The sequence below is a fragment of the Mycobacteriales bacterium genome, assembly GCA_035690485.1.
GTDB lineage: Bacteria > Actinomycetota > Actinomycetes > JAFAQI01 > DASSKL01 > DASSKL01.
Window position 1 is genome coordinate 56,441 of the sequence record DASSKL010000071.1, and the last position, 19,701, is coordinate 76,141.

At 71.6% G+C, this 19,701-nt stretch carries 15 protein-coding genes; 13 read left to right on the forward strand and 2 right to left on the reverse strand.

The features are described 5' to 3' along the window. Positions 1-6 precede the first annotated feature (6 nt). The 5 genes from VFJ21_10150 to VFJ21_10170 all read left to right on the forward strand — a co-directional run bounded on the left by VFJ21_10150 (position 7) and on the right by VFJ21_10170 (position 4,853). Positions 7-411: an SRPBCC family protein gene (locus tag VFJ21_10150; protein ID HET7407480.1), complete on the forward strand. Its 405-nt coding sequence runs from the start codon at positions 7-9 to the stop codon at positions 409-411. After that, positions 411-1,946 carry a sulfatase-like hydrolase/transferase gene (locus VFJ21_10155; GenBank protein ID HET7407481.1) on the forward strand — a complete coding sequence of 512 codons (1,536 nt, stop codon included), beginning with the start codon at positions 411-413 and terminating at the stop codon, positions 1,944-1,946. Before VFJ21_10150 ends, VFJ21_10155 begins: the two co-directional genes overlap by 1 nt. A 57-nt stretch (positions 1,947-2,003) precedes the next feature. Further along, positions 2,004-4,208, forward strand: a complete 2,205-nt coding sequence (locus tag VFJ21_10160; protein HET7407482.1) for a hypothetical protein — start codon at positions 2,004-2,006, stop codon at positions 4,206-4,208. A gap of 112 nt (positions 4,209-4,320) precedes the next feature. Then, the gene (locus tag VFJ21_10165; GenBank protein HET7407483.1) at positions 4,321-4,677 is read left to right on the forward strand and encodes a PRC-barrel domain-containing protein; all 357 of its coding nucleotides are present in this window, start codon (positions 4,321-4,323) and stop codon (positions 4,675-4,677) included. 11 nt (positions 4,678-4,688) lie between these two features. Continuing rightward, positions 4,689-4,853 carry a hypothetical protein gene (locus VFJ21_10170; protein ID HET7407484.1) on the forward strand — a complete coding sequence of 55 codons (165 nt, stop codon included), beginning with the start codon at positions 4,689-4,691 and terminating at the stop codon, positions 4,851-4,853. Between the two features lie 34 nt (positions 4,854-4,887). Here VFJ21_10170 and VFJ21_10175 read toward each other — a convergent pair whose 3' ends face one another. Next, positions 4,888-6,600: an MFS transporter gene (locus VFJ21_10175; protein ID HET7407485.1), complete on the reverse strand. Its 1,713-nt coding sequence runs from the start codon at positions 6,598-6,600 to the stop codon at positions 4,888-4,890. A 91-nt stretch (positions 6,601-6,691) separates the two neighbouring features. Next, positions 6,692-8,494, reverse strand: coding sequence for a thiamine pyrophosphate-requiring protein (locus tag VFJ21_10180; protein ID HET7407486.1), 1,803 nt, complete (start codon positions 8,492-8,494; stop codon positions 6,692-6,694). A gap of 135 nt (positions 8,495-8,629) precedes the next feature. On the opposite strand from VFJ21_10180, the gene VFJ21_10185 reads away from it, so the two are divergent. The 8 genes from VFJ21_10185 (at position 8,630) to VFJ21_10220 (ending at position 19,655) form a co-directional block, all read left to right on the forward strand. After that, entirely contained in the window at positions 8,630-9,898 is a 1,269-nt protein-coding gene (locus tag VFJ21_10185) for an MFS transporter (GenBank protein HET7407487.1), read from the forward strand. Next, positions 9,895-11,094, forward strand: a complete 1,200-nt coding sequence (lhgO, locus tag VFJ21_10190) for an L-2-hydroxyglutarate oxidase (protein ID HET7407488.1) — start codon at positions 9,895-9,897, stop codon at positions 11,092-11,094. The genes VFJ21_10185 and lhgO overlap by 4 nt, the downstream gene beginning before the upstream one ends. 145 nt (positions 11,095-11,239) lie before the next feature. Then, a complete protein-coding gene (locus VFJ21_10195; GenBank protein ID HET7407489.1) occupies positions 11,240-12,904 on the forward strand; it encodes a glycoside hydrolase family 25 protein in 1,665 nt (554 codons plus the stop codon). Between the two features lie 79 nt (positions 12,905-12,983). Next, a complete protein-coding gene (locus tag VFJ21_10200; protein ID HET7407490.1) occupies positions 12,984-13,937 on the forward strand; it encodes a pirin family protein in 954 nt (317 codons plus the stop codon). A 62-nt stretch (positions 13,938-13,999) separates the two neighbouring features. Further along, positions 14,000-16,210, forward strand: coding sequence for an MMPL family transporter (locus VFJ21_10205; protein ID HET7407491.1), 2,211 nt, complete (start codon positions 14,000-14,002; stop codon positions 16,208-16,210). After that, positions 16,173-16,967 (forward strand): enoyl-CoA hydratase, encoded by a 795-nt coding sequence (locus tag VFJ21_10210; protein HET7407492.1) that lies wholly within the window; start codon positions 16,173-16,175, stop codon positions 16,965-16,967. Before VFJ21_10205 ends, VFJ21_10210 begins: the two co-directional genes overlap by 38 nt. Positions 16,968-16,979: 12 nt before the next feature. Beyond that, a complete protein-coding gene (locus tag VFJ21_10215) occupies positions 16,980-18,590 on the forward strand; it encodes an AMP-binding protein (protein HET7407493.1) in 1,611 nt (536 codons plus the stop codon). A 6-nt stretch (positions 18,591-18,596) separates the two neighbouring features. Further along, positions 18,597-19,655 carry an alpha/beta hydrolase gene (locus VFJ21_10220; protein ID HET7407494.1) on the forward strand — a complete coding sequence of 353 codons (1,059 nt, stop codon included), beginning with the start codon at positions 18,597-18,599 and terminating at the stop codon, positions 19,653-19,655. Positions 19,656-19,701 lie beyond the last annotated feature (46 nt).

Consider the following 19,701-nt stretch of genomic DNA (forward strand, 5'->3'; position numbering starts at 1 on the left):
CAGCCGATGGCCGCGCGACGCGCGAGCGTGCGTCGGCAGGTGCGCATCGCGCGACCGGCGGACGACGTCTGGTCTCTGGTCGGCGATCCGCGGCGCATCACCGACTGGTTCCCGGGGATCGTCGCTGCCGACGTCGACGGCGAGACCCGCACGATCACCACGGGAGCCGGTCTGCCCATGCCGGAGCAGATCGTCACGTGCGACCGCCTGCAGCGGCGGTTCCAGTACCGCATCACCGCCCCGCTCTTCCAGGAGCACCTCTCGACGATCGACGTGATCGACCTGGGTGACGGGACGAGCCTGGTCGTCTACGGCGTCGACGCCGCCCCCGCGACGATGGCGCTGGTCATCGGCGGCGCGGCGGGCAACGCGCTCGAGCACCTCCGCGTCGTCATGGAAGGAACCGGCTGATGGGCCGCAAGATCCTCTTCGTCACGACCGACCAGCAGCGCTACGACACGCTCGGCTGCAACGGTGGCCTGCTCTCGCGCACCCCGGTCGCCGACCGGCTCGCCGCCGAGGGCATCCGCTACGAGCGGGCCGTCCCGCAGTCGGTCGTCTGCATGCCGTCGCGGTCGACGATGCTCACCGGCCAGCACCCCACGACGCACGGCGTCTGGATGAACGGCGTCCCGCTGCCCGTCGACGCTCCCTCGGTCGCCGGCTTGCTGCACGACGCCGGCTACCGCACCGCGCTGGTCGGCAAGGCGCACTTCGAGCCGTTCCTCGACCCGTTCCTGCGGTTCACCGAGAATGCGCTGTCGCGCACCGGCACCACCCCGCCGGGGGGCACCCACCGGGGGTTCGAGCACCTCGAGTTCGCGACCCACGGGGCGATCGGGCCGCTGCACTACGCCCGCTGGCTGCGTGAGCACCACCCCGAGGCCGTCGGCATGTTCTACGCCACGCTCGACGGCGAGCTCGAGGTCAACGCCGAGGGGGGTGGCGACAGCGGAGCGCCCCAGGTCAAGGCCAACGCCGTGCCGCGGGAGTGGTACCACACCGACTGGGTCGCGGACCGCACGATCTCCTGGTTGGAGTCGCTCGACACCGACGACGACTGGTTCTGCTGGATGAGCTTCCCCGACCCGCACCATCCGTGGGACCCGCCGCAGTCGGAGGTCGGACGGGTCGACTGGCGCGAGGTGCCGCTGCCCGCCGGCTACCCGCAGACCGCCGCCGAGCGGGAGGCGCTGCTCGACCGCAAGCCCCGGCACTGGCGGCTCTGGTACGACGGCACGCTGGTCTCCAACTACGAGGCGCCGGCCCATTGGGTGCCGGCCACGCTGACTGCCGACCAGGTGCGCGAGGTCAACGCGCGCAACGCCGTCGAGGTCGAGCTCATCGACGAGGCCCTGGGCCGGGTGCTGCGCTGCATCGAGCGGCGCGGCTGGGGGGCCGACGTCGACGTCGTCTTCACCACGGATCACGGCGAGCTTCAGGGCGACTTCGGCCTGCTGTTCAAGGGGCCGTACCACGTCGACTCGCTGATGCGGCTGCCGCTGATCTGGCGACCCGCCCCCCGCACGGGCGCCCGTCCGTCGGTCGTCACCAGGCCCGTCGGGCTGGTCGACCTCGCGCCGACGTTCTGCCGGATCGCCGGGCTCGAGCCCGCCCCGTGGATGCAGGGCCGGCCGCTGCCCGGTGACGACGAGTCGGTCGCAGTCGAACGGGTGCTGACCGAGTGGGACAGCGAGCTGTTCGGGGTCGACGTGCACCTGCGCACCGTCACCCGTGACCGCTGGGTCTGCACGGCGTACCTACCCGGGACCGTGCACGACGGGTCCGAAGGGGAGCTCTACGACCTCGTCGACGATCCGCTGCAGCGGGACAACCGCTGGAACGACCCCACCCAGCGTTCGCTGCGCGACGACCTGCTCGCCGACCTCTGGGACAACCAGCCCGCGGCACACCGGCCGCGGCTGCAGGTGGAGGCGCCGGTCTGACCGCTGCCCGATCGCTCCCTGGCAGGAGCGCGGGTCGCGGCGTTGAAGTCTGCCCGCATGCGTGGTCGTGGGTGGGTCTCCGCCGTCGCGGTCCTGGCCGTCGCCGTGCCGCTGGCCGTGACGGCGCAGGCCGGCGGTCCGGCCGCCGGCGCCGGCGGCCTGCTCGACGCCGCGCGCGACGCGGCTCCCGTCGTGCTCACCGGCGCGCAGATCCCCGCCTGGGCCGCACCCCCGGCCGAGGGGCTTGCGCAGCCTTACCCGTCGGGATCGCCGAAGGCCGACGGCGGTGACGGCGTGCGGACCGCGCACAACGGCACCCTCGAGGTGCCGCCGACGCCACCCACCGTCACCCAGGTCAACCCCGACACGATCGCGGCCTACGCCTGGACCGGCTCGGGCTGGCACGAGATCCCGGTCCAGGTCGACCAGCGGTTCCCCTACTTCCTGGCCAACGGCCGGTCGAGCTTCGGCGTCTACTCCGGCACCGACGAGGAGCTCACCTACGCGTGGGGCAGCGACGCACACGACCGGGGCGCGGAGGCGTGGAAGGCGATGTTCGGCCCCTGCCAGGCACAGTTCGCGACCGACACCGCCGAGGTCGAGGCCGCGAGCAAGGCCGGCTGGCTGTCGCTCGGCCCGCAGGAGACGCCGGCGTCCTACCTCGCGTCGATGACCGACCCCCAGCCACTGTTCGACGCCGACGACGAGCTGTCGTTCATGGCCGGTGATGCCGGCACGCAGGCGCCCAGCGGGCAGGCCCCGCCGGCGGATGCGACCAACGGCCAGCAGGTCACCATCACCGACCCGCTCGACCCCGCGACCGTCCGTTACGTCTACCTCTTCACGACCCCGCACGGATCGTCGTACGACGCCGACAACGGTTACGTCCGCATGAGCCGGGACGCCGACTCGCTCGACTGGCTCGACCGCTACTCGTTCTCCCCGGCCAGCTACGACAAGATCGGCACGTCCAACACCGGCTACGGGCCGAACCTGCCGGGCACCGTGTGCACCACGGCCGCCGACAACGACGCGCACCCGCAGATCACCGCGCCCGACGGCACCCCCCGCCCGTCGACCGATCGCCAGCCGCGCGACGACTTCACGATCACCACCCCGACCTACACGTTGCACACGACCGGTCGCTGGCTCGTGCAGAGCCTGCAGGTCGCCCGGCCCGCGACCGACGGCCCGCAGCCACCGGGCAAGGCGCTCGGCCTCGCCAAGCACGTGAAGCCGGTGACCTACGGGCCCAACGTCATCGCCCGCTGGAAGGGCCGGGCGTTCCAGCAGAGTCCCGACTCCTCGGTCTCGCTCGTCGGCTTCGAGGACGAGCAGGTCAACTGGGAGATGAACTCCGCCCTGCTGGGTTGGCGGGCCGGGCCGGTGCGGGCGATCCGCGAGGTCTGGGGCGCCGACTCGGGCACCAACGTGACGAAGACCGAGACCTACTACCGCGACGCCGACGTCTTCGCCTACCACGTGCGCGTCCACCCGATCCCGCCCGACGGGCTCTACACGGACTGGGACTACCGCCCCGGCGTCGCGACGACCTACTACAACCTGCGCAACCCCGCCGGTGTGCCGATCGACGGGGTGCCTGACAGCAGCGTCGGCGAGGTCGACCAGGTGCCGGTCACCGGGCAGAACGCCGAGGTCAACTCGTGCGACCCGACGTTCGCGATCTGCTCCGCCCTCGACAACCCGGAGGAGGTCGCGGGACCGGGCTTCGGTCTGGTCTACGAGTTCGAGCTCACCGGCCCCACGGCGCTGGCCGGCAACGTCGCGGTGGTGCCCTACTACCGCGACGACGCCTGCTTCGACGACGGCACCGGCGACGCGCCGGCTCCGCGTCCCTGGCCGGGGGAGCCCTCGACCGACTCGCGCGTGCGCGACGGCTACGTCGCCTACTGGCAGCACTACTGGGACACCCACCTCGCCGCGCAGCGCTTCCCGCGCCCGTCGTCGTACGCCGACCTGAAGTGCCGGCCGCAGCTTGCGGTGCACGGCGACCCCACCGCCAACCCCGGCGTGCCGCCGTGGCAGATCATGCCGTTCCAGGGCGCGATCGCCGAGCAGGGCGTGCACTTCTTCGTCTCGCAGGACAGCGACAACACGTTCCTGCCGAAGAACACCGACGAGATCGACGGCCGGCAGTGGCGGTTCGCGATCCCGATGGCGGCACCGACGAACGAGCTGCTGGCCTACGGCGCCAACGTGACGGCAAAGCTCGTGGCGGTGGCGGCGCCGCTTTCTCCCTGATCGTCCCTTCACACCCCGCGGGTCGGCCGGCGCGTTTGCCAGGTGGACGGCCGCGGGCACCAGAATGTCGATCGACCCGTCACGCGGGCGGGTCACGGCAGAAGGGCGCGGCGTGTTCGAGGCCGACAACATCCGTGAGTGGCGTGGTCACGACGTCGTCGACAGCTCGGGCGGCAAGATCGGCGAGCTCGAGGCGATCTACGTCGACACCGCCACTGACGAACCGTCGTTCGCCACGGTGAAGATCGGGTTCCCCGGCCGCCACCGGCTGGTGTTCGTGCCCCTCGACCGGGCCACCGTCGGCCCGGGCTACCTGAAGGTGGCCTACGACAAGAAGCTGGTGAAGGACGCGCCGGCCATCGACACCGACGGCGAGCTGCGGGCGGCCGACGAGCCCGAGGTCTTCAAGCACTACGAGCTTGACTACCAAACGGGTGCGAGCGGCGAGCGCCGGCTCGCCCGACGGTAAGGGGCAGCGTCGTGGCCGTGTTCTTCTTCCTGCTGCTGGTCGCCATCGTGCTCGGCATCATCGGCTGGGTCGTGAAGGGCCTGCTCTTCCTCTTCGCGATCGGCGTGCTGGTGTTCCTGCTGTCGTTCGTGCTCGTCGGGTGGCGCTGGCGCCGCCGCCGGCGACCCGCTCGCTGAGCGAGCCGGCCGCCGGCCTGCGGCTTCGGTCTGGTCAGGAGCCGCTGGTCAGGGCGGCGAGCTCCCGCTGCACCATCTCCTCGTGCTGCTGCGCGTCCTCGCGTGCCCTGCGCGGGCTCCAGCGCCCGGTCATCACGAAGACGAACGGGATGAACGCGACCTCGCAGCCGACGCACACCCAGAACCACTTCTGCCACTCGTGCGGGGCGTCCATGGCGGCCGTGGCGACCTTCGTGCCGTACTTCGCCAGCGTCTCCTTGGCGTTCGCCGGCAACTGCCCCACGGCGACCAGCCGTTGCAGCGCCTCGGTCGGCGCGATGCCTTCCGCCTTCGCGATCTCACCGACGGCCTTGGTGACCGCCGACTGGTCGGTCGGGTTCGTCTGCAGGATGCCCAGCGTCGCCGGGTCGACCTCGCCGATGGTCTTGACCTGCTGGGGGTACTTCGCCTGCACCGCCGCGACGTCGGCCCCGTGCTCCACGAGCGGCGTGACCGACGTGACGAGCAGCGGGATGGCGACTGCCGACAGGGCCACGATGACCCGGATGATCCAGCCCCACACCGCGAGACCCGTGGCCGTCAGCGCCGGGTTGCGGCGCTCGACCGTCTCGGTGAAGCTCGCCATCCAGGGTGCGTAGGTGATGGCGAGGAAGACCGCGAGCAGGCTCAGCATGAACACGAAGTCGTAGTAGCTCGTGCTCGGCCTCGTCGCGTGCATCAGGAAGTAGATCGTCATCGCGATCGATCCGAGGGCGCCGAAGACCATGAAGGGCTTGCGCACCTTGATCCAGTCGGAGAGCAGCCCGACGACGATCAGCGCTCCGGCGTCGAAGGCCCACAACCAGTTGCCGAGGCCGTTGGCCTGCGACTGGCTGAAGCCGAAGACCGTCGTGAAGTAGATGACCGAGAACCCGACCATCGTGTAATAGATCATCAGGAAGATGCTGATCGCGAAGGCCGAGCCCACGACGTCGAGATGGAGCATCTGCCGCCAGGGGTGCTGGAGGCTGGCCTCCACGTCGATGCCCTGGGCTCGGGCCTCGATCAACGCGCGGTCGCGCATGCTCACCATCAGCTGGTCGCGGAGCCGCGGCGACAGCTCGCGCAGGAAGAGCAGCGCGAGGACGAACACGATCATCCCGGCCCAGCCGGCGTAGCGGAACTGGTCGTTGAAGTCCGCGGTCTGGGAGAGCGTGTGGCTCGAGACCTCCGCCACGATCAGGCTGCCGATGACCGGACCGAGCGTCCAGAAGCCCATCGCCGAGGCGCGGCCCAGCTGCGGCGAGTAGTCGCGCACGAGTGCCGGCGTTGCGACCAGGATGATGCCCTCGACGAAGCTCACCGCGGCGAGCAGCCCCAGGTAGCCGTCCTTGCCCGGTGCGTTGGGCAGCCCGAACCACAGCAGGAACGCGACGACGCCCAGCCCGTAGGCGACGAGGTTCGCGCGCCCCCACCGGTCGGCGAGGCCGGCCAGCAGCGACGCGAACGCGCCGACGATGTTGCCGACCACCGAGATGTAGACGAAGAACGTGAACGACATCCCGTAGTGACGCATGATCGTCGGGGCGATCGCGCCCTGCACGTAGAGCTCGTAATAGAGGACGATCGTCGCGAGCACGACGATCGCCAGGTAGAACGTGCGCGGCGCGGTGTCGGGATACCGCTCGATGCGCCGGTCCCACAAGCCTCGAAGCAGCGAGGGATTGCCCGCCGGATGAGTGGCCACGGCTTGATGTGTGCCTGCCATGCGCTTCTCCCCTCAGTGACGACCTCGGTGATCCACGATGAAACCGAATATAGTTCGGATCACGAGGGATGTGGCGCAGGCCACAGCCGGCTCAGCCGCTCTTGGTGCCCGGCAGGAACTCCTGCAGCTTCTGCTTGATCCCGGTGCGGGTGACGCCCCAGACGTCCGGATCGCCTTTGAGCATCGCCTCGGCGGCGTCCTTGAGCTGCTCGAACGTCACGTGCGGCGGGATCGGCGGCACGTCGGGGTCGGTGTGCACGTCGAGCACCGCGGGGCGACCAGCCTCGAAGGCACGCTGCCAGGCAGGCCCGATGTCCTTGGCGCGCGTCACCGTCTCGCTGTGCAGCCCCAGCGAGGCCGCGAAGGCGGCGTAGTCGACGTCGGGCAGCGACTGGGACTCGACGAACTTCGGCGCGCCCTCCATCGCGCGCATCTCCCACGTCACCTGGTTGAGGTCGTTGTTGTGCAGGACGGCGACGACCAGTCGGGGGTCGGCCCACTCCTGCCAGTAGCGCGAGATCGTGATCAGCTCGGCCATGCCGTTCATCTGCATGGCGCCGTCGCCGACCAGCGCGATCGCCGGCCGGTCGGGATGGGCGAACTTCGCGCCGATCGCGTAGGGCACGCCCGGGCCCATCGTCGCGAGCGTTCCGGACAGCGACCCGCGCATCGTCCCGCGCATCTTCAGGTGCCGGGCGTACCAGTTCGCGGCCGAACCGGAGTCGGACGAGAGCATCGCGTCGTCGGGGATGTGGGCGTTGAGGTCCCACACCAGCCGCATCGGGTTGACGCACTCCGACTTGTCGCTGTCGGTCATCGCGCGCCGCTCGACGACCTCCCACCAGCGGCGGACGTGGCCCTCGAGCTCCTCCTGCCAGGACCGGTCGGACTTCTTCTGCAGCAAGGGGATCAGCGCCTGCAGCGCCCGCTTCGCGTCGGCCACGAGGTTGACCTCGTAGGGGTAGCGCATGCCGATGAACTTGCCGTCGATGTCGATCTGGATCGCCCGCGCCTGCCCGAGCGGCGGCAGGAACTGGATGTAGGGGAAGTTCGACCCGACGGTCAGCAGCGTGTCGCAGCCCATCATCAGCTCGTACGAGGGGCGCGTCCCGAGCAGCCCGATCGAGCCGGTGACGAAGGGCAGGTCGTCGGGGAGCACGTCCTTGCCCAGCAACGCCTTCGCCACCCCGGCGCCGAGCAGGTCGGCCACCTGCGCCACCTCGGTCGACGCGTCGCGGGCGCCCTGCCCGACGAGGATCGCCACCTTCTTGCCGGCGTTGAGGATGTCGGCGCTACGCCGAATCGCCTCGGTGTCGGGGTCGACCGAGGGCCACGAGATGCCGAGGCTCGACGGCACCTCCTTGAACGCGTGGCCCGGCGGTTCGTAGTCGAGCTCCTGCACGTCCGACGGGATGATGATGCAGGTCGGCGCCCGTTCGGCCAGCGCGACACGGATCGCGCGGTCGAGGACGTTGGGCAGCTGTTTCGGCACGGTGGCCGTCACGACGTAGTTGTGGCAGACGTCCTTGAACAGCGTCTGCAGATCGACCTCTTGCTGGTAGGAGCCGCCGATGCCGGAGCGTGCCGTCTGCCCGACGATGGCGACCACGGGCACGTGGTCGAGCAGCGCGTCGTACAGCCCGTTGAGCAGGTGGATGGCGCCCGGCCCGGACGTCGCCATGCAGACGCCGAACCGCCCGGAGAACTTCGCGTAGCCGACGGCCTCGAAAGCCGACATCTCCTCGTGCCGTGACTGCACGAACTTCGGCTGGTTCTTCGCCCGGCCGAACGCCGCGAGGATGGCGTTGATGCCGTCGCCGGGGAAGGCGAAGACCTCCTCGACGCCCCAGTCGCGCAACCGGTGCAGCAGGTAGTCGGCGACGGACTCGGCCATGTCGTCCTCCCAGCAATCGGCCCCCTGCCGCGAACTACCACGCCACCTCGGTCGCAAACGTCGCCGGCGAGGGCCCAACCGCCGAGACCCGCGTAGGAGTGGACGAAGCCGCTGTTGATGACCACGATGCAAGGTGTGTCCAGGGGGTCTGTACGCCGGCTGCTCGTCGCGCTGTCGTTGCCGACCCTGGGCTTGGCTTTCGCCCTCAGCCTGCTGACGACCTACGGCCCGGTGATTCTGGTCCGGATCACCGACTCACCGGCGCACGTGGGGGCGTTGATCGGCGGCGAGGGTGCGTTCGCCCTGGCGGTCCCGGTGCTCGCCGGAATGCTGTCCGACCGGATGCCCGCGACGCGGTTCGGGCGGCGGCTGCCCCTCGTGCTCGTCGGTGCGCCGCTGCTGACCCTCGGGCTGCTGCTGCTGCCCTTCGCGTCGACCTATGACGTCGCGGGCATGGCCGTGCTCGCGTTCTTCGTCGGCTACTACCTCTACTACCCGCCCTACCGCGCCATGTACGCCGACCTGCTGCCGATCGAGATGCTGCCGCGGGCGCAGTCGACGCAGGCGATCGCCCGTGGCGCGGGTCTCGGTGGGGCGCTGCTGGTCGGCGCGCTGCTGCTGGCGGTGTGGGCGCCGCTCCCGTTCATCGTCGGCGCTTTCGTGCTGGTGGCGGGCAGCTTCGGGCTGGTACCGGCGTTGGGCCGCGGCAGGGCGCGGACCGCGGGCGACGCGACGTCCCCCGACGCGGCCGCCCAGGCGGCGTCCGTGCGCGACCTGCTGCTGCGCCACCGCCCGATGCGCACGTTCGCGGCGGCCAACGCGTTGTGGGAGCTCAGCTTCACCGGGCTGCGCACGTTCATCGTGCTGTTCGTCGTGCGGGGGCTCGGCCACTCCGCGACGGTTGCCTCTGCGGTGATCGCGGTGGTCGCCGTCGCCTACGTCGCGGGCGCGCCGCTCGCCGCCCGGCTGGCCGACCGCTACGGCCTGGTGCCGACGATGACGTGGGCCGGGTTGATCTACGGCGTCGGGCTGTGCCTCGGCGCCTTCCCCACCACGCTCGCGCCGATGCTCGTGCTGCTGCCGTTCGTCGCGCTCGCGGGGGCCGTGCTCCTGACGCTGCCCGCGGCGCTGGCGTTCACCGTCTCGCCGCCCGGCGGGGCGGGCACCGCATCCGGGATCATCGACTTCTCGCGGGGCGTCGGCGTGGTGCTCGGCCCGCTGCTCGTCGGCGCGGCGATCAGTGGCCTGTCGGGCATCTTCTCCGCGACGCACGGCTACGCGGCGATGTGGCCGGTGATCGGTGTTCCCATCCTCGTCTCGCTGCCCCTGCTCCAGACGCTCGGTGCAGAGCTCCAGGGGTCGGCACAGCGGCCCACCGAGCTCGCCGGCGCCGGTCGCGTGTGAGCCCGCCCGCTGACCTGCTGGTCGTCGGCGCGGGCATCGTCGGGCTGGCGACCGCCCGCGCCTGGGCGCTCGCGCATCCCGGCGCCGAGGTCGTCGTCGTCGACAAGGAGCCGGCGCCGGCGACGCACCAGACCGGGCGCAACAGCGGGGTCGTTCATGCGGGTGTCTACTACCCGCCCGGGTCGCTCAAGGCGCGCCTGTGCACCGAAGGGCGGGCCAGGCTCGAGGCCTACGCCGCCGCGCGCGGGCTTCCGTACGAACGAGTCGGCAAGGTCGTGGTCGCGACGACGCCGGCCGAGGTCGAAGGCCTGCCCGAGCTCTTCCGGCGGGCCAGCACCAACGGGGTGCCGGGGGTGCGGCTGCTCACCGCCGACGAGCTGAGCGAGGTGGAGCCGCACGTGCGGGGGCTCGCGGCGCTGCACTCACCGGCCACCGCGATCACCGACTTTGCCGCCGTGGCGGCGGCGTACGCCGACGACCTCCGCGAATCCGGCGGCCGGGTCGTGCTGCGCTTCGAGGTCACGGCCATCGAGCAGCGGCACGACAGGGCCGTCGTGCGGGCGGCGGACGGGCGGACGGTGGCGGGGCACCGGGTGGTGCTCTGCGCAGGGCTGTGGTCGGACCGGCTGGCCCGGCTGGCGGGCGACGCCCGCGGGCCGGCGATCGTGCCGTTCCGGGGCGACTACTTCCGGCTGGCCGAGGACCGGCGCGAGCTCGTGCGCGGGCTCGTCTACCCGGTGCCCGACCCCCGCTACCCGTTCCTCGGCGTGCACCTGACCCGCACCGTGCACGGCGACGTGCTGGTCGGGCCCAACGCCGTGCTGGCGCCGGGGCGGGAGGGCTACCGGCTGGCCGCGGCGCGGCCGCGGGAGCTGCTCGGCGTGCTGCGCGAACCGGGCTTCCGGCGCCTCGCCCGCGTGCACTGGCGTACCGGCGCCCGAGAGCTGTGGCAGTCGATGTCACCCGCCGCCTTCGCTGCGGCTGCACGCAGGTTCGTGCCGGAGCTCACCGCCGCCGACCTGCAGAGGGCGCCCGCCGGCATCCGCGCCCAGGCGCTCGACGATGACGGCACGCTGGTCGACGACTTCCGCATCAGCCGGGTCGGGCGGGTCGTTGCGATCCGGAACGCGCCGTCGCCGGCCGCCACCTCGTCGATCGCGCTCGCCGACGAGATCGTCCGTCGGCTGTCCTCCTGACGGCACCGATCGAGGCACCTCACCCGGGGTCGTCCTTTCGGTCCACTTTCGGCCGACCCGCCCCTGCGTAGCGCTTCCACTACCTAGCGTTGGTGGCCGGAGGGGACGAGCCCGGTAATTCCAGTCCGAAGGACGCAACAGCCTCATGCGCAACCTGCGGCGACTCGCTGCTGCCCTGACCGTCTTGGCGACCACCATCGGGGGCGGCACGGGTCTGGCAGAGGCAGCCACCGGTCCAGACGTGTCCGCCTGGCAGCATCCGCACGACCAGCCGATCAACTGGGCTGCCGTGCGTAGTGCCGGCCACACGTTCGCCTTCATCAAGGGCACCGAGGGCACGGCCTACGTCAACCCCTGGCTGGCCCGCGACCGCGCCGGGGCAGCCTCGGCGGGGCTGGCCCGCGGGTCCTACCACTTCGCCAGCCCGTCTCGGCCGGTGCGGCAGAGCGCCCTGGCCCAGGCCCACTACTACGTCGACAACACGGGCAAGCACAACGCGCCGGGCGACCTGCCTCCGGTCCTCGACCTCGAGGTGACCGGTGGCCTGCCCGCCCCGCAGCTCGTGACCTGGGCCGCGACGTGGCTGCAGGAGGTGCGGCACCTCACCGGCCGGCAGCCGATCATCTACACCTACCCGGGCTTCTGGCAGCACCAGATGTGGAACAGCGCCGCGCTGCGCGGCTACCGCCTCTGGCTGGCCAGCTACACCGACCGCCACAAGGTCAAGATCCCCGGCAAGTGGGGCAAGTGGACGCTCTGGCAGTACACCGACCGCGGCCGCGTCCCCGGCATCCCGACGCCGGCGGACATCTCGGTCGGCAGCATCGACGGGCTCGCGGTGCCGACGCCGCCCGGGCCGCCGCCGGGGAGCCCGACGGGCAACATCGACAGCATCCATCGGGTGCCCGGCGGGCTGCAGGTCAGCGGCTGGGCCCTCGACCCCGACACCGACAAGCCGGTCGGGGTGCGCACCTACGTCGACGGCAGCCGGCAGGACCGCCTCACCGCCGACCAGCCGTCGCCCGACCTGACCAAGCGGTTCCCCGACAAGGGTGACAAGCACCGGTTCAGCACCCTCGTGCACGTCGCCGACGGCACCCACGTCGTCTGCGTCATGGCCGACAACGTCGGCCCCGGGCGCGACCAGGAGGTCGGTTGCCAGTCGGTCGACGCCAGCGCGGCGCCGTACGGCGAACTCGACGCCCTCCAGCAGCAGCCCGGCGGCGTGCAGGTCAGCGGGTGGGCGATCGACCCCGACTCCACCGAGCCGGTGCCGATCCACGTCTACGTCGACGGGCACCTGTTCTGGACCGCGACCGCCGACGACCCGCGCCCCGACGTGGCGTCGGCGCACCCGGCGTACGGCGGTGACCGCGGCTTCACGATCAACGTGCCGGTGGCGGCCGGCGCCACCCGCCGGGTCTGCGTCTACGCGATCAACGTCGGCCCGGGGCGGGGCAACCCGGCCCTCGACTGCAAGAAGATCACCTTGTCGACGAGGTCGGTCGGCCGTATCGACGGCGTCGCCAAGACTCCCGACGGGCTGTACGTGCGCGGCTGGTCGCTGGACAAGGACACCAACCTGCCGCAGTGGGTGCACGCGTACGTCGATGGCCGCCTCGTCGACGCGATGTGGGCCTACAAGGGCCGGCCCGACGTGGGCGACCTGCACGACGGCTACGGCGTCTTCCACGGTTTCGAGGCCGTGCTGCCCTGGCCGAAGGACGGCAAGGCGCACCGGCTCTGCCTCTACCCGATCAACGAGGGCGCGGGCGCGGGACACTCCTCGCTGGGCTGCCACACCTACTGAGCCCGCCGGAAGGCGCGGGAAGGGTTGCGGCGGCAGTAGCGTTGTAGTCGTTGCACTCGCAACTACTTGAGGAGCGCCCATGCCTGCCGTCACCGCCGACACCATGACCCTGCCGCGCCTCGCCGACCCCACGCTCGGCGACGTCGAGCGGCCGGTGCGCTCGGTCACCACCGCGCCCAAGGGCTACGAGGGCGAAGGCTTCCCCGTGCGCCGGGCCTTCGCCGGCGTCACCCTGGCCGACCTCGACCCCTTCGTCCACATGGACCAGATGGGCGAGGTCGACTACGCGCCGGGCGAGCCCAAGGGCACCTCCTGGCATCCGCACCGCGGCTTCGAGACCGTCACCTACATGATCGAGGGGACGTTCCAGCACCAGGACTCTCACGGCGGCGGCGGCGTCATCACCGACGGCGCCACCCAATGGATGACCGCCGGCCGGGGGATCCTGCACATCGAGACCCCGCCGGAGGAGCTGGTGGTCTCCGGTGGCCTGTTCCACGGCGTCCAGCTGTGGGTCAACCTGCCGGCCGCGGACAAGATGTCGGCGCCGCGCTACCAGAGCCTCGAGGGCGGCGAGGTCGCTCTCGTCTCCTCGCCGGACGGCGGTGCGCTGGTGCGGATCATCGCCGGCGACGTTGCGGGCCACCGCGGACCGGGCTCGACCCACACGCCGATCAGCGTCGTGCACGCGACCGTGGCGCCGGGTGCCCGGCTGTCGCTGCCCTGGCGGGCCGACTTCAACGCGCTCGTCTACGTGCTCGCCGGCACGGGCACGGTCGGCGTCAAGGGCCAACCGGTGCAGTCCGGTCAGCTCGCGGTCTACGGTGCCGGCGACTACCTCACGGTCGGCGGCACCGGCACCGAGCCGCTCGAGGTGCTCGTCCTCGGCGGCCGGCCGATCCGCGAGCCGGTTGCGGCCTACGGCCCGTTCGTCATGAACACCCGCGCCGAGCTCGTCCAGGCGGTCGAGGACTACCAGGCCGGGCGGCTCGGGGTGATCCCGCCCGACGCCCTGATGCCGCACACCGTCTGAGCGACCCCACTGCGTCGAGGGTGCCGGTGATCCGGCACCCTTGACGCCATGGGGGGCGCCGCGTGACCACCCTCGCCCGCTGGTGCCTCCGGCACCGGCTGATCATCGTCGTCAGCTGGTTCGTCGGAGTCGTCGTGCTGGCCGGGCTCGCGCGCGCGGTCGGGTCCGACTTCCGCAACAACGCCGGCCTGCCGGGCACCGACTCGCAGGCGGCGTTCGACCTGCTCCACCGCGCCTTCCCCAGCCAGGCCGGCGACACCGACACGATCGTGTGGCGGGCGACCGGCGCGCCGGTCACCTCGGCCGAGGTGCGCGGGGTCGTCGAGCCGATGCTCGACCGCATCGCCCACGCGCCGCACGTGGTCACGCTGGTCTCGCCGTACGCCGCCACGCTCGGGCCCCAGGTCTCCGCCGACGGCCACACGGCGTTCGCGACGCTGACGTTCGACGAGCGCGCGCCGCAGCTGCCGCCGCCGGTGGTGCGGCAGATCGTCGACACGGCGCGGGCGATCGACCGGCCGGGGCTGCAGGTCGAGCTGACCGGTGCGGCCATCTCCAGTATCGAGCGGACCGGCGGTCAGCTCAGCGAAGGCATCGGCCTGGTCGCGGCCGCCGTCATCCTGCTCCTGGCGTTCGGGTCGCTGTTCGGCATGCTGATGCCGATCATCGCGGCGGTCTTCGCGCTCGGCGCGGCGATCCCGACGATCACCCTGCTCTCGCACGTGATCGCCGTCGCCCAGTTCGCCCCGGAGCTCGGCGGGCTGATCGGCCTCGGTGTCGGCATCGACTACGCGCTGTTCATCCTCACGCGGCACCGACGCGGGCTGCAGTCCGGTCACGACGTCGAGTCGTCGGGCGCGACCGCGATGAACACCTCCGGCCGCGCGGTGCTCTTCGCCGGCGGCACGGTCTGCATCGCGATGCTCGGCATGTTCGTGCTCGGGGTCAGCTTCCTGTACGGCGTGGCCGTGGCCGCCTCCCTCACGGTGGTGTTCACGATGGCCGCGTCGGTCACGCTGCTGCCCGCGCTGCTGGGCTTCCTCGGGCCGCGGGTGTTGTCGCGGCGCGAACGCCGCCGGCTGGCCGCCGAGGGGCCCGTGGACGAGGAGCTGTCCGGAGCCTGGCTGCGCTGGGCGCGGTGGGTCGACCGCCACCCCGCGGTGCTGACGGCCGTCGCGCTGGCGGTGATGGCCACCCTCATGACGCCGTACTTCTTCATGCGGCTCGGCTCGGCCGACCAGGGCAACGAGCCCACCTCGCACACCAGCCGCCGGGCCTACGACTTGCTCGCGGCCGGCTTCGGTCCCGGCTTCAACGGCCCGCTGCTGCTGGCCGCCGACCTGCGCGACGGGTCCGCGCTCGGCCGCTTCGACACGCTGGTCACCGAGGCCCGAGGCGCACCGGGGGTCGCGGCCGTCAGCCCCGTGCTGCCCGCGCCCGGCGGCCACGCCGCGATCGCGCTCGTCTACCCGACGACGAGCCCGCAGTCGGTGCAGACCGCGGATCTGCTCCACCGGCTGCGCGGCCGCTACGTCCCGGTGGCCGAGCGCGGCGGGCACGTCCTCGTGCACATCGGCGGCACGACCGCGGTCTACGCCGACTTCGCCACCGTGCTGTCCGGCAAGATCCCGATCTTCGTCGGCGTGGTCGTCGCGCTGTCCGTCGTACTCCTCGTCGTCGCGTTCCGCAGCCTGGCCGTGCCACTCACCGGCGCGCTCATGAACCTGCTGTCCGCAGCCGCCGGCTTCGGGATCATGACCGCGGTGTTCCAGTTCGGCTGGGGTGCCTCGCTGTTCGGGGTCGACCGCACCGGTCCGATCGAACCGTTCCTGCCGGTCATGCTGTTCGCGATCCTGTTCGGGCTCTCGATGGACTACCAGGTCTTCCTGGTCAGCCGGATGCACGAGGAGTGGCGGCACACCGGCGACAACCAGGCGGCCATCACCCGCGGGCAGGCCGAGACCGGCCGGGTCATCACCGCCGCTGCGATGATCATGGTCGCGGTGTTCGTCGCGTTCATCTCCGGCGGCGAGCGGGTCATCGAGGAGATCGGCCTCGGCCTCGCGACCGCGATCGCCCTCGATGCCCTGGTGATCCGCACCGTGCTGGTGCCGGCCGCTATGCACCTGTTCGGCCGGTGGAACTGGTGGCTGCCGCGGTGGCTCGACCGGATCGTGCCGCACGTCGCCATCGACCCGCCCGAAGACGACGAAGCCGGCGCAGTAGGTTGCCGCCATGTCAGCAGAGCAGCCGTCGGTTCTGGTCAGCCGTGACGCGGGCGTCGTCACCGTCACGCTCAACCGGCCGCACAAGAAGAACGCGATCGACGGCGTCACCTGGGGCCTGCTGCAGCAGACGTTCGACGAGGTCGAGCGCAGCCGCGACGACCGGGTCCTCGTCATCACCGGCGCGGGCGGGGACTTCTGCTCCGGGGCGGACCTGACGTCACTGTCGGACGACGACCACGGGTTGCGCCGGATGCGGCGCATCGGCGACGTCGCGCTGACGCTGCACCGGCTGACCAAGCCCACGATCGCGCGGATCGACGGGGTCGCCGCGGGCGCCGGCATGAACCTTGCGCTCGGCTGTGACCTCATCGTCGCCTCCGACCGCTCCCGGTTCGCGGAGATCTTCGCTAAGCGCGGGCTCTCGGTCGACTTCGGTGGGTCGTGGCTGCTGCCGAGGCTGATCGGCCTGCACAGGGCCAAGGAGCTGTGCCTGCTCGCGGACATCATCAGCGCTCAGCAGGCCGCCGACATGGGTCTGGTCAACCGGGTGGTCCCGGTCGACCAGCTCGACGAGGTGGTGGGCGACTGGGCGAGCCGGCTCGCCTCCGGCCCACCGATCGCGCTTATGTCGACGAAGCGCCTGCTGAACAACGCGTTCGAGGTGACGATGGAGCAGGCGCTCGACGACGAGGCCCGCACGCAGACCGCCAACTTCGGCACCGAGGACACCGTCGAGGCGTTCGCCGCGTTCGCGGCCAAGCGAGAGCCGACGTTCACCGGAAAGCCGATCACCGCGCGCTGAGGAGCCGCCGACATGCAGTGGAACTTCGCCGACACCTGGGACGCCGTCGCCGCCGCGGTACCCGACCGGGCCGCCGTCGTGCACGGGGAGCGCCGGGTCAGCTGGGCCGAATTCGAGCGTCGCTCGGCCGCCCTCGCCGCCGCGCTGCTGGACGCCGGGCTCGGCCGGCAGGCGAAGGTCGGCACCTACCTCTACTCCCGGCCGGAGTACCTCGAGACCTACTACGCGGCGTTCAAAGCCTCCCTGGTGCCGTTCAACGTCAACTACCGCTACAAGGCCGACGAGGTCCTCTACATCTTCGACAACGCCGACGCCGAAGCCGTCGTCTTCGGCGCGTCGTTCACACCCCTGCTGGAGGAGATCCGCGACCGGCTTCCCGCCGTACGCCTCTGGATCTGCGTGCCGGAAGCCGGTCACGACGTGCCGTCCTGGGCGACCTCGTACGACGACGTGGCGTCGAGCGGCCGGCGGCCCGAGCAGGCGGTCGAGCGCGGCGGCGACGACATCTTCTTCCTCTACACCGGCGGCACTACCGGGATGCCGAAGGCCGTCATGTGGCGCCAGGACGATGTGGCGCAGCTCATGGGCGGGGGCGGCAACGCCTTCCTCGGCGAGACGCCCGCCGAGTCCCTCGACGAGGTGCGCGAACGGGTGCGCGGTCGCGAGGTGCCCCAGGTCCACGTGCCGGCCTGCCCGCTCATGCACGGCACCGGGCTGTTTACCTGCTACCAGACGTTCCTGCTCGGCGGCACGGTCGCGCTGCTGACGTCGACGTCGTTCAAGGCGCAGGAGCTGCTCGACGTGACGCAGCGGGAGCGGGCCACGTCATGGGCGATCGTCGGCGACCCGTTCGCGCGGCCGGTCCTCGAGGCGCTCGACGCGCAGCCGGGCCACTGGGACATCTCCTCGTTGCTGGTCGTCGGCTCGTCGGGTGCGATGTGGAGCGAGCCGATCAAGCGCGGGCTGCTCAAGCACCACCCGGGCATGATCCTCGTCGACGCGTTCTCCTCGTCCGAGGCGGTCAGCATGGGCGCCTCGATCAGCACCGGCGGCGACGCGGCACAGACCGCGAAGTTCACCGCCAACCCGCGCACCCGCGTGCTGCGGCCCGACGGCACCCCGGTCGAGCCGGGGTCGGGCGAGGTCGGTGTGGTCGCGGTCGACTCGTTCCTGCCGCTCGGCTACTACAAGGACCCGGAGAAGACCGGCCGCACGATCGTGCAGTACGGCGACAAGCGCTACGTGCTCTCCGGCGACATGGCGACCGTCGACGCCGAGGGCCAGATCAACGTGCTGGGCCGCGGCTCGGTCTGCATCAACACCGGCGGCGAGAAGGTCTTCCCCGAGGAGGTCGAGGAGGTCCTCAAGGAGGTCCCCGGCGTCCGCGACGCGCTGTGCATCGGCGTGCCGGACCAGCGCTGGGGCGAGGCCGTCACCGCAGTCGTCGAGGCGGAGGGCGACGTCGACCCGGCCGAGGTCATCGCGCACGTGAAGAGCCGGCTGGCCGACTACAAGGCGCCCAAGCACGTGCTGCTCGGTCCGGTCGGGCGCAGCCCGTCGGGCAAGGCCGACTACGCGGCGACCAAGAAGTGGGCGGTCGACCAGCTGTCGACCTCCTCCTGACCCGCGATGGCGGAGGTACGACGGGAGTGGGTCTCGCTGCCGTCCCCGACCTCGGCCCGGGCCGGGCACGGCAGCAACCCCTGCCAGGGGCTCTACCACTCGGTCGCTGACCGGCCCGCGGTCGCCTTCATCGCCACGCACTACAACGTCGACTTCGCCGAGCACTACCTGGCCGACTACCTCGCGGCCCGCGGCCACGGGTTCCTCGGCTGGAACACGCGGTTCCGGGGCAACGAGGCCTTCTTCCGGCTGGAGCCGGCGCTGGTCGACATCGGAGTCGGGGTGCGGTGGCTGCGAGAGGTCGCCGGCGCCTCCCGGGTCGTGATCCTCGGCAACTCCGGGGGCGGTTCGCTGATGGCGGCCTACCAGGCACAGGCGGCCGACTCCGGGATGCCGGCGGCCGACCTCTACGTCTCGCTGAACTCGCACCCCGGGCGCCCGCAGGTGCTGACGTCGTGGCTCGACCCGTCGGTGGTCGAGGAGAACGACCCGCTGTCGGTCGACCCCTCGCTGGACATGTTCGACCCCTCGCACGGGCCGCCCTACGCGCCGGACTTCGTCGACGGCTACCGCGCGGCCCAGGCGGAGCGCAACCACCGGATCACCGCCTGGGCGCTGGCCGAGCTCGACCGGCTGGCGGCCGGCGGAGCCTGGGACCGGATGTTCTGCGTGCCGCGGACCTGGGCGGACCTGCGGTTCGCCGACCTGTCGCTGGACCCGTCGGACCGCCGGCCCGGCTGCTACGGCGGCGACCCGCGGACGGTCAACTACAGCCCCTTCGGCCTGGCGCACGTCTGTTCGCTGCGGTCGTGGCTGGCGATGTGGAGCCTGGCCGAGTCGGAGTGCGGTGGCGCGCCGCACCTGCGCCGGATCGGCGTACCTGCCCTCGTCGTGCAGTCGACCGCCGACCGCGGCGTCTACCCCTCCGACGCGCGCGAGATCCACGCCTCACTCGGGTCCGTGGACAAGTCCTTGGAGTTCCTGCCGGGGGAGCACTACTTCGAGGACGGCGGCCGGGACGAGGTCGCCGATCTCATCGCCGCCTGGGTGGCTGACAGGGGCTGATCGCCGGTTTCGACGGCGCCTGACGCGAATGTCAGCTAGGTCCTTG

What these genes read in the sequence shown, in the direction of transcription:
- VFJ21_10150 (HET7407480.1), top strand. Translation starts at nt 7, where the DNA reads ATGGCCGCGCGACGCGCGAGCGTGCGTCGGCAGGTGCGCATCGCGCGA.
- VFJ21_10155 (HET7407481.1), top strand. Translation starts at nt 411, where the DNA reads ATGGGCCGCAAGATCCTCTTCGTCACGACCGACCAGCAGCGCTACGAC.
- VFJ21_10160 (HET7407482.1), top strand. Translation starts at nt 2,004, where the DNA reads ATGCGTGGTCGTGGGTGGGTCTCCGCCGTCGCGGTCCTGGCCGTCGCC.
- VFJ21_10175 (HET7407485.1), bottom strand. Translation starts at nt 6,600, where the DNA reads ATGGCAGGCACACATCAAGCCGTGGCCACTCATCCGGCGGGCAATCCC.
- VFJ21_10180 (HET7407486.1), bottom strand. Translation starts at nt 8,494, where the DNA reads ATGGCCGAGTCCGTCGCCGACTACCTGCTGCACCGGTTGCGCGACTGG.
- VFJ21_10195 (HET7407489.1), top strand. Translation starts at nt 11,240, where the DNA reads ATGCGCAACCTGCGGCGACTCGCTGCTGCCCTGACCGTCTTGGCGACC.
- VFJ21_10200 (HET7407490.1), top strand. Translation starts at nt 12,984, where the DNA reads ATGCCTGCCGTCACCGCCGACACCATGACCCTGCCGCGCCTCGCCGAC.
- VFJ21_10210 (HET7407492.1), top strand. Translation starts at nt 16,173, where the DNA reads ATGTCAGCAGAGCAGCCGTCGGTTCTGGTCAGCCGTGACGCGGGCGTC.
- VFJ21_10215 (HET7407493.1), top strand. Translation starts at nt 16,980, where the DNA reads ATGCAGTGGAACTTCGCCGACACCTGGGACGCCGTCGCCGCCGCGGTA.
- VFJ21_10220 (HET7407494.1), top strand. Translation starts at nt 18,597, where the DNA reads ATGGCGGAGGTACGACGGGAGTGGGTCTCGCTGCCGTCCCCGACCTCG.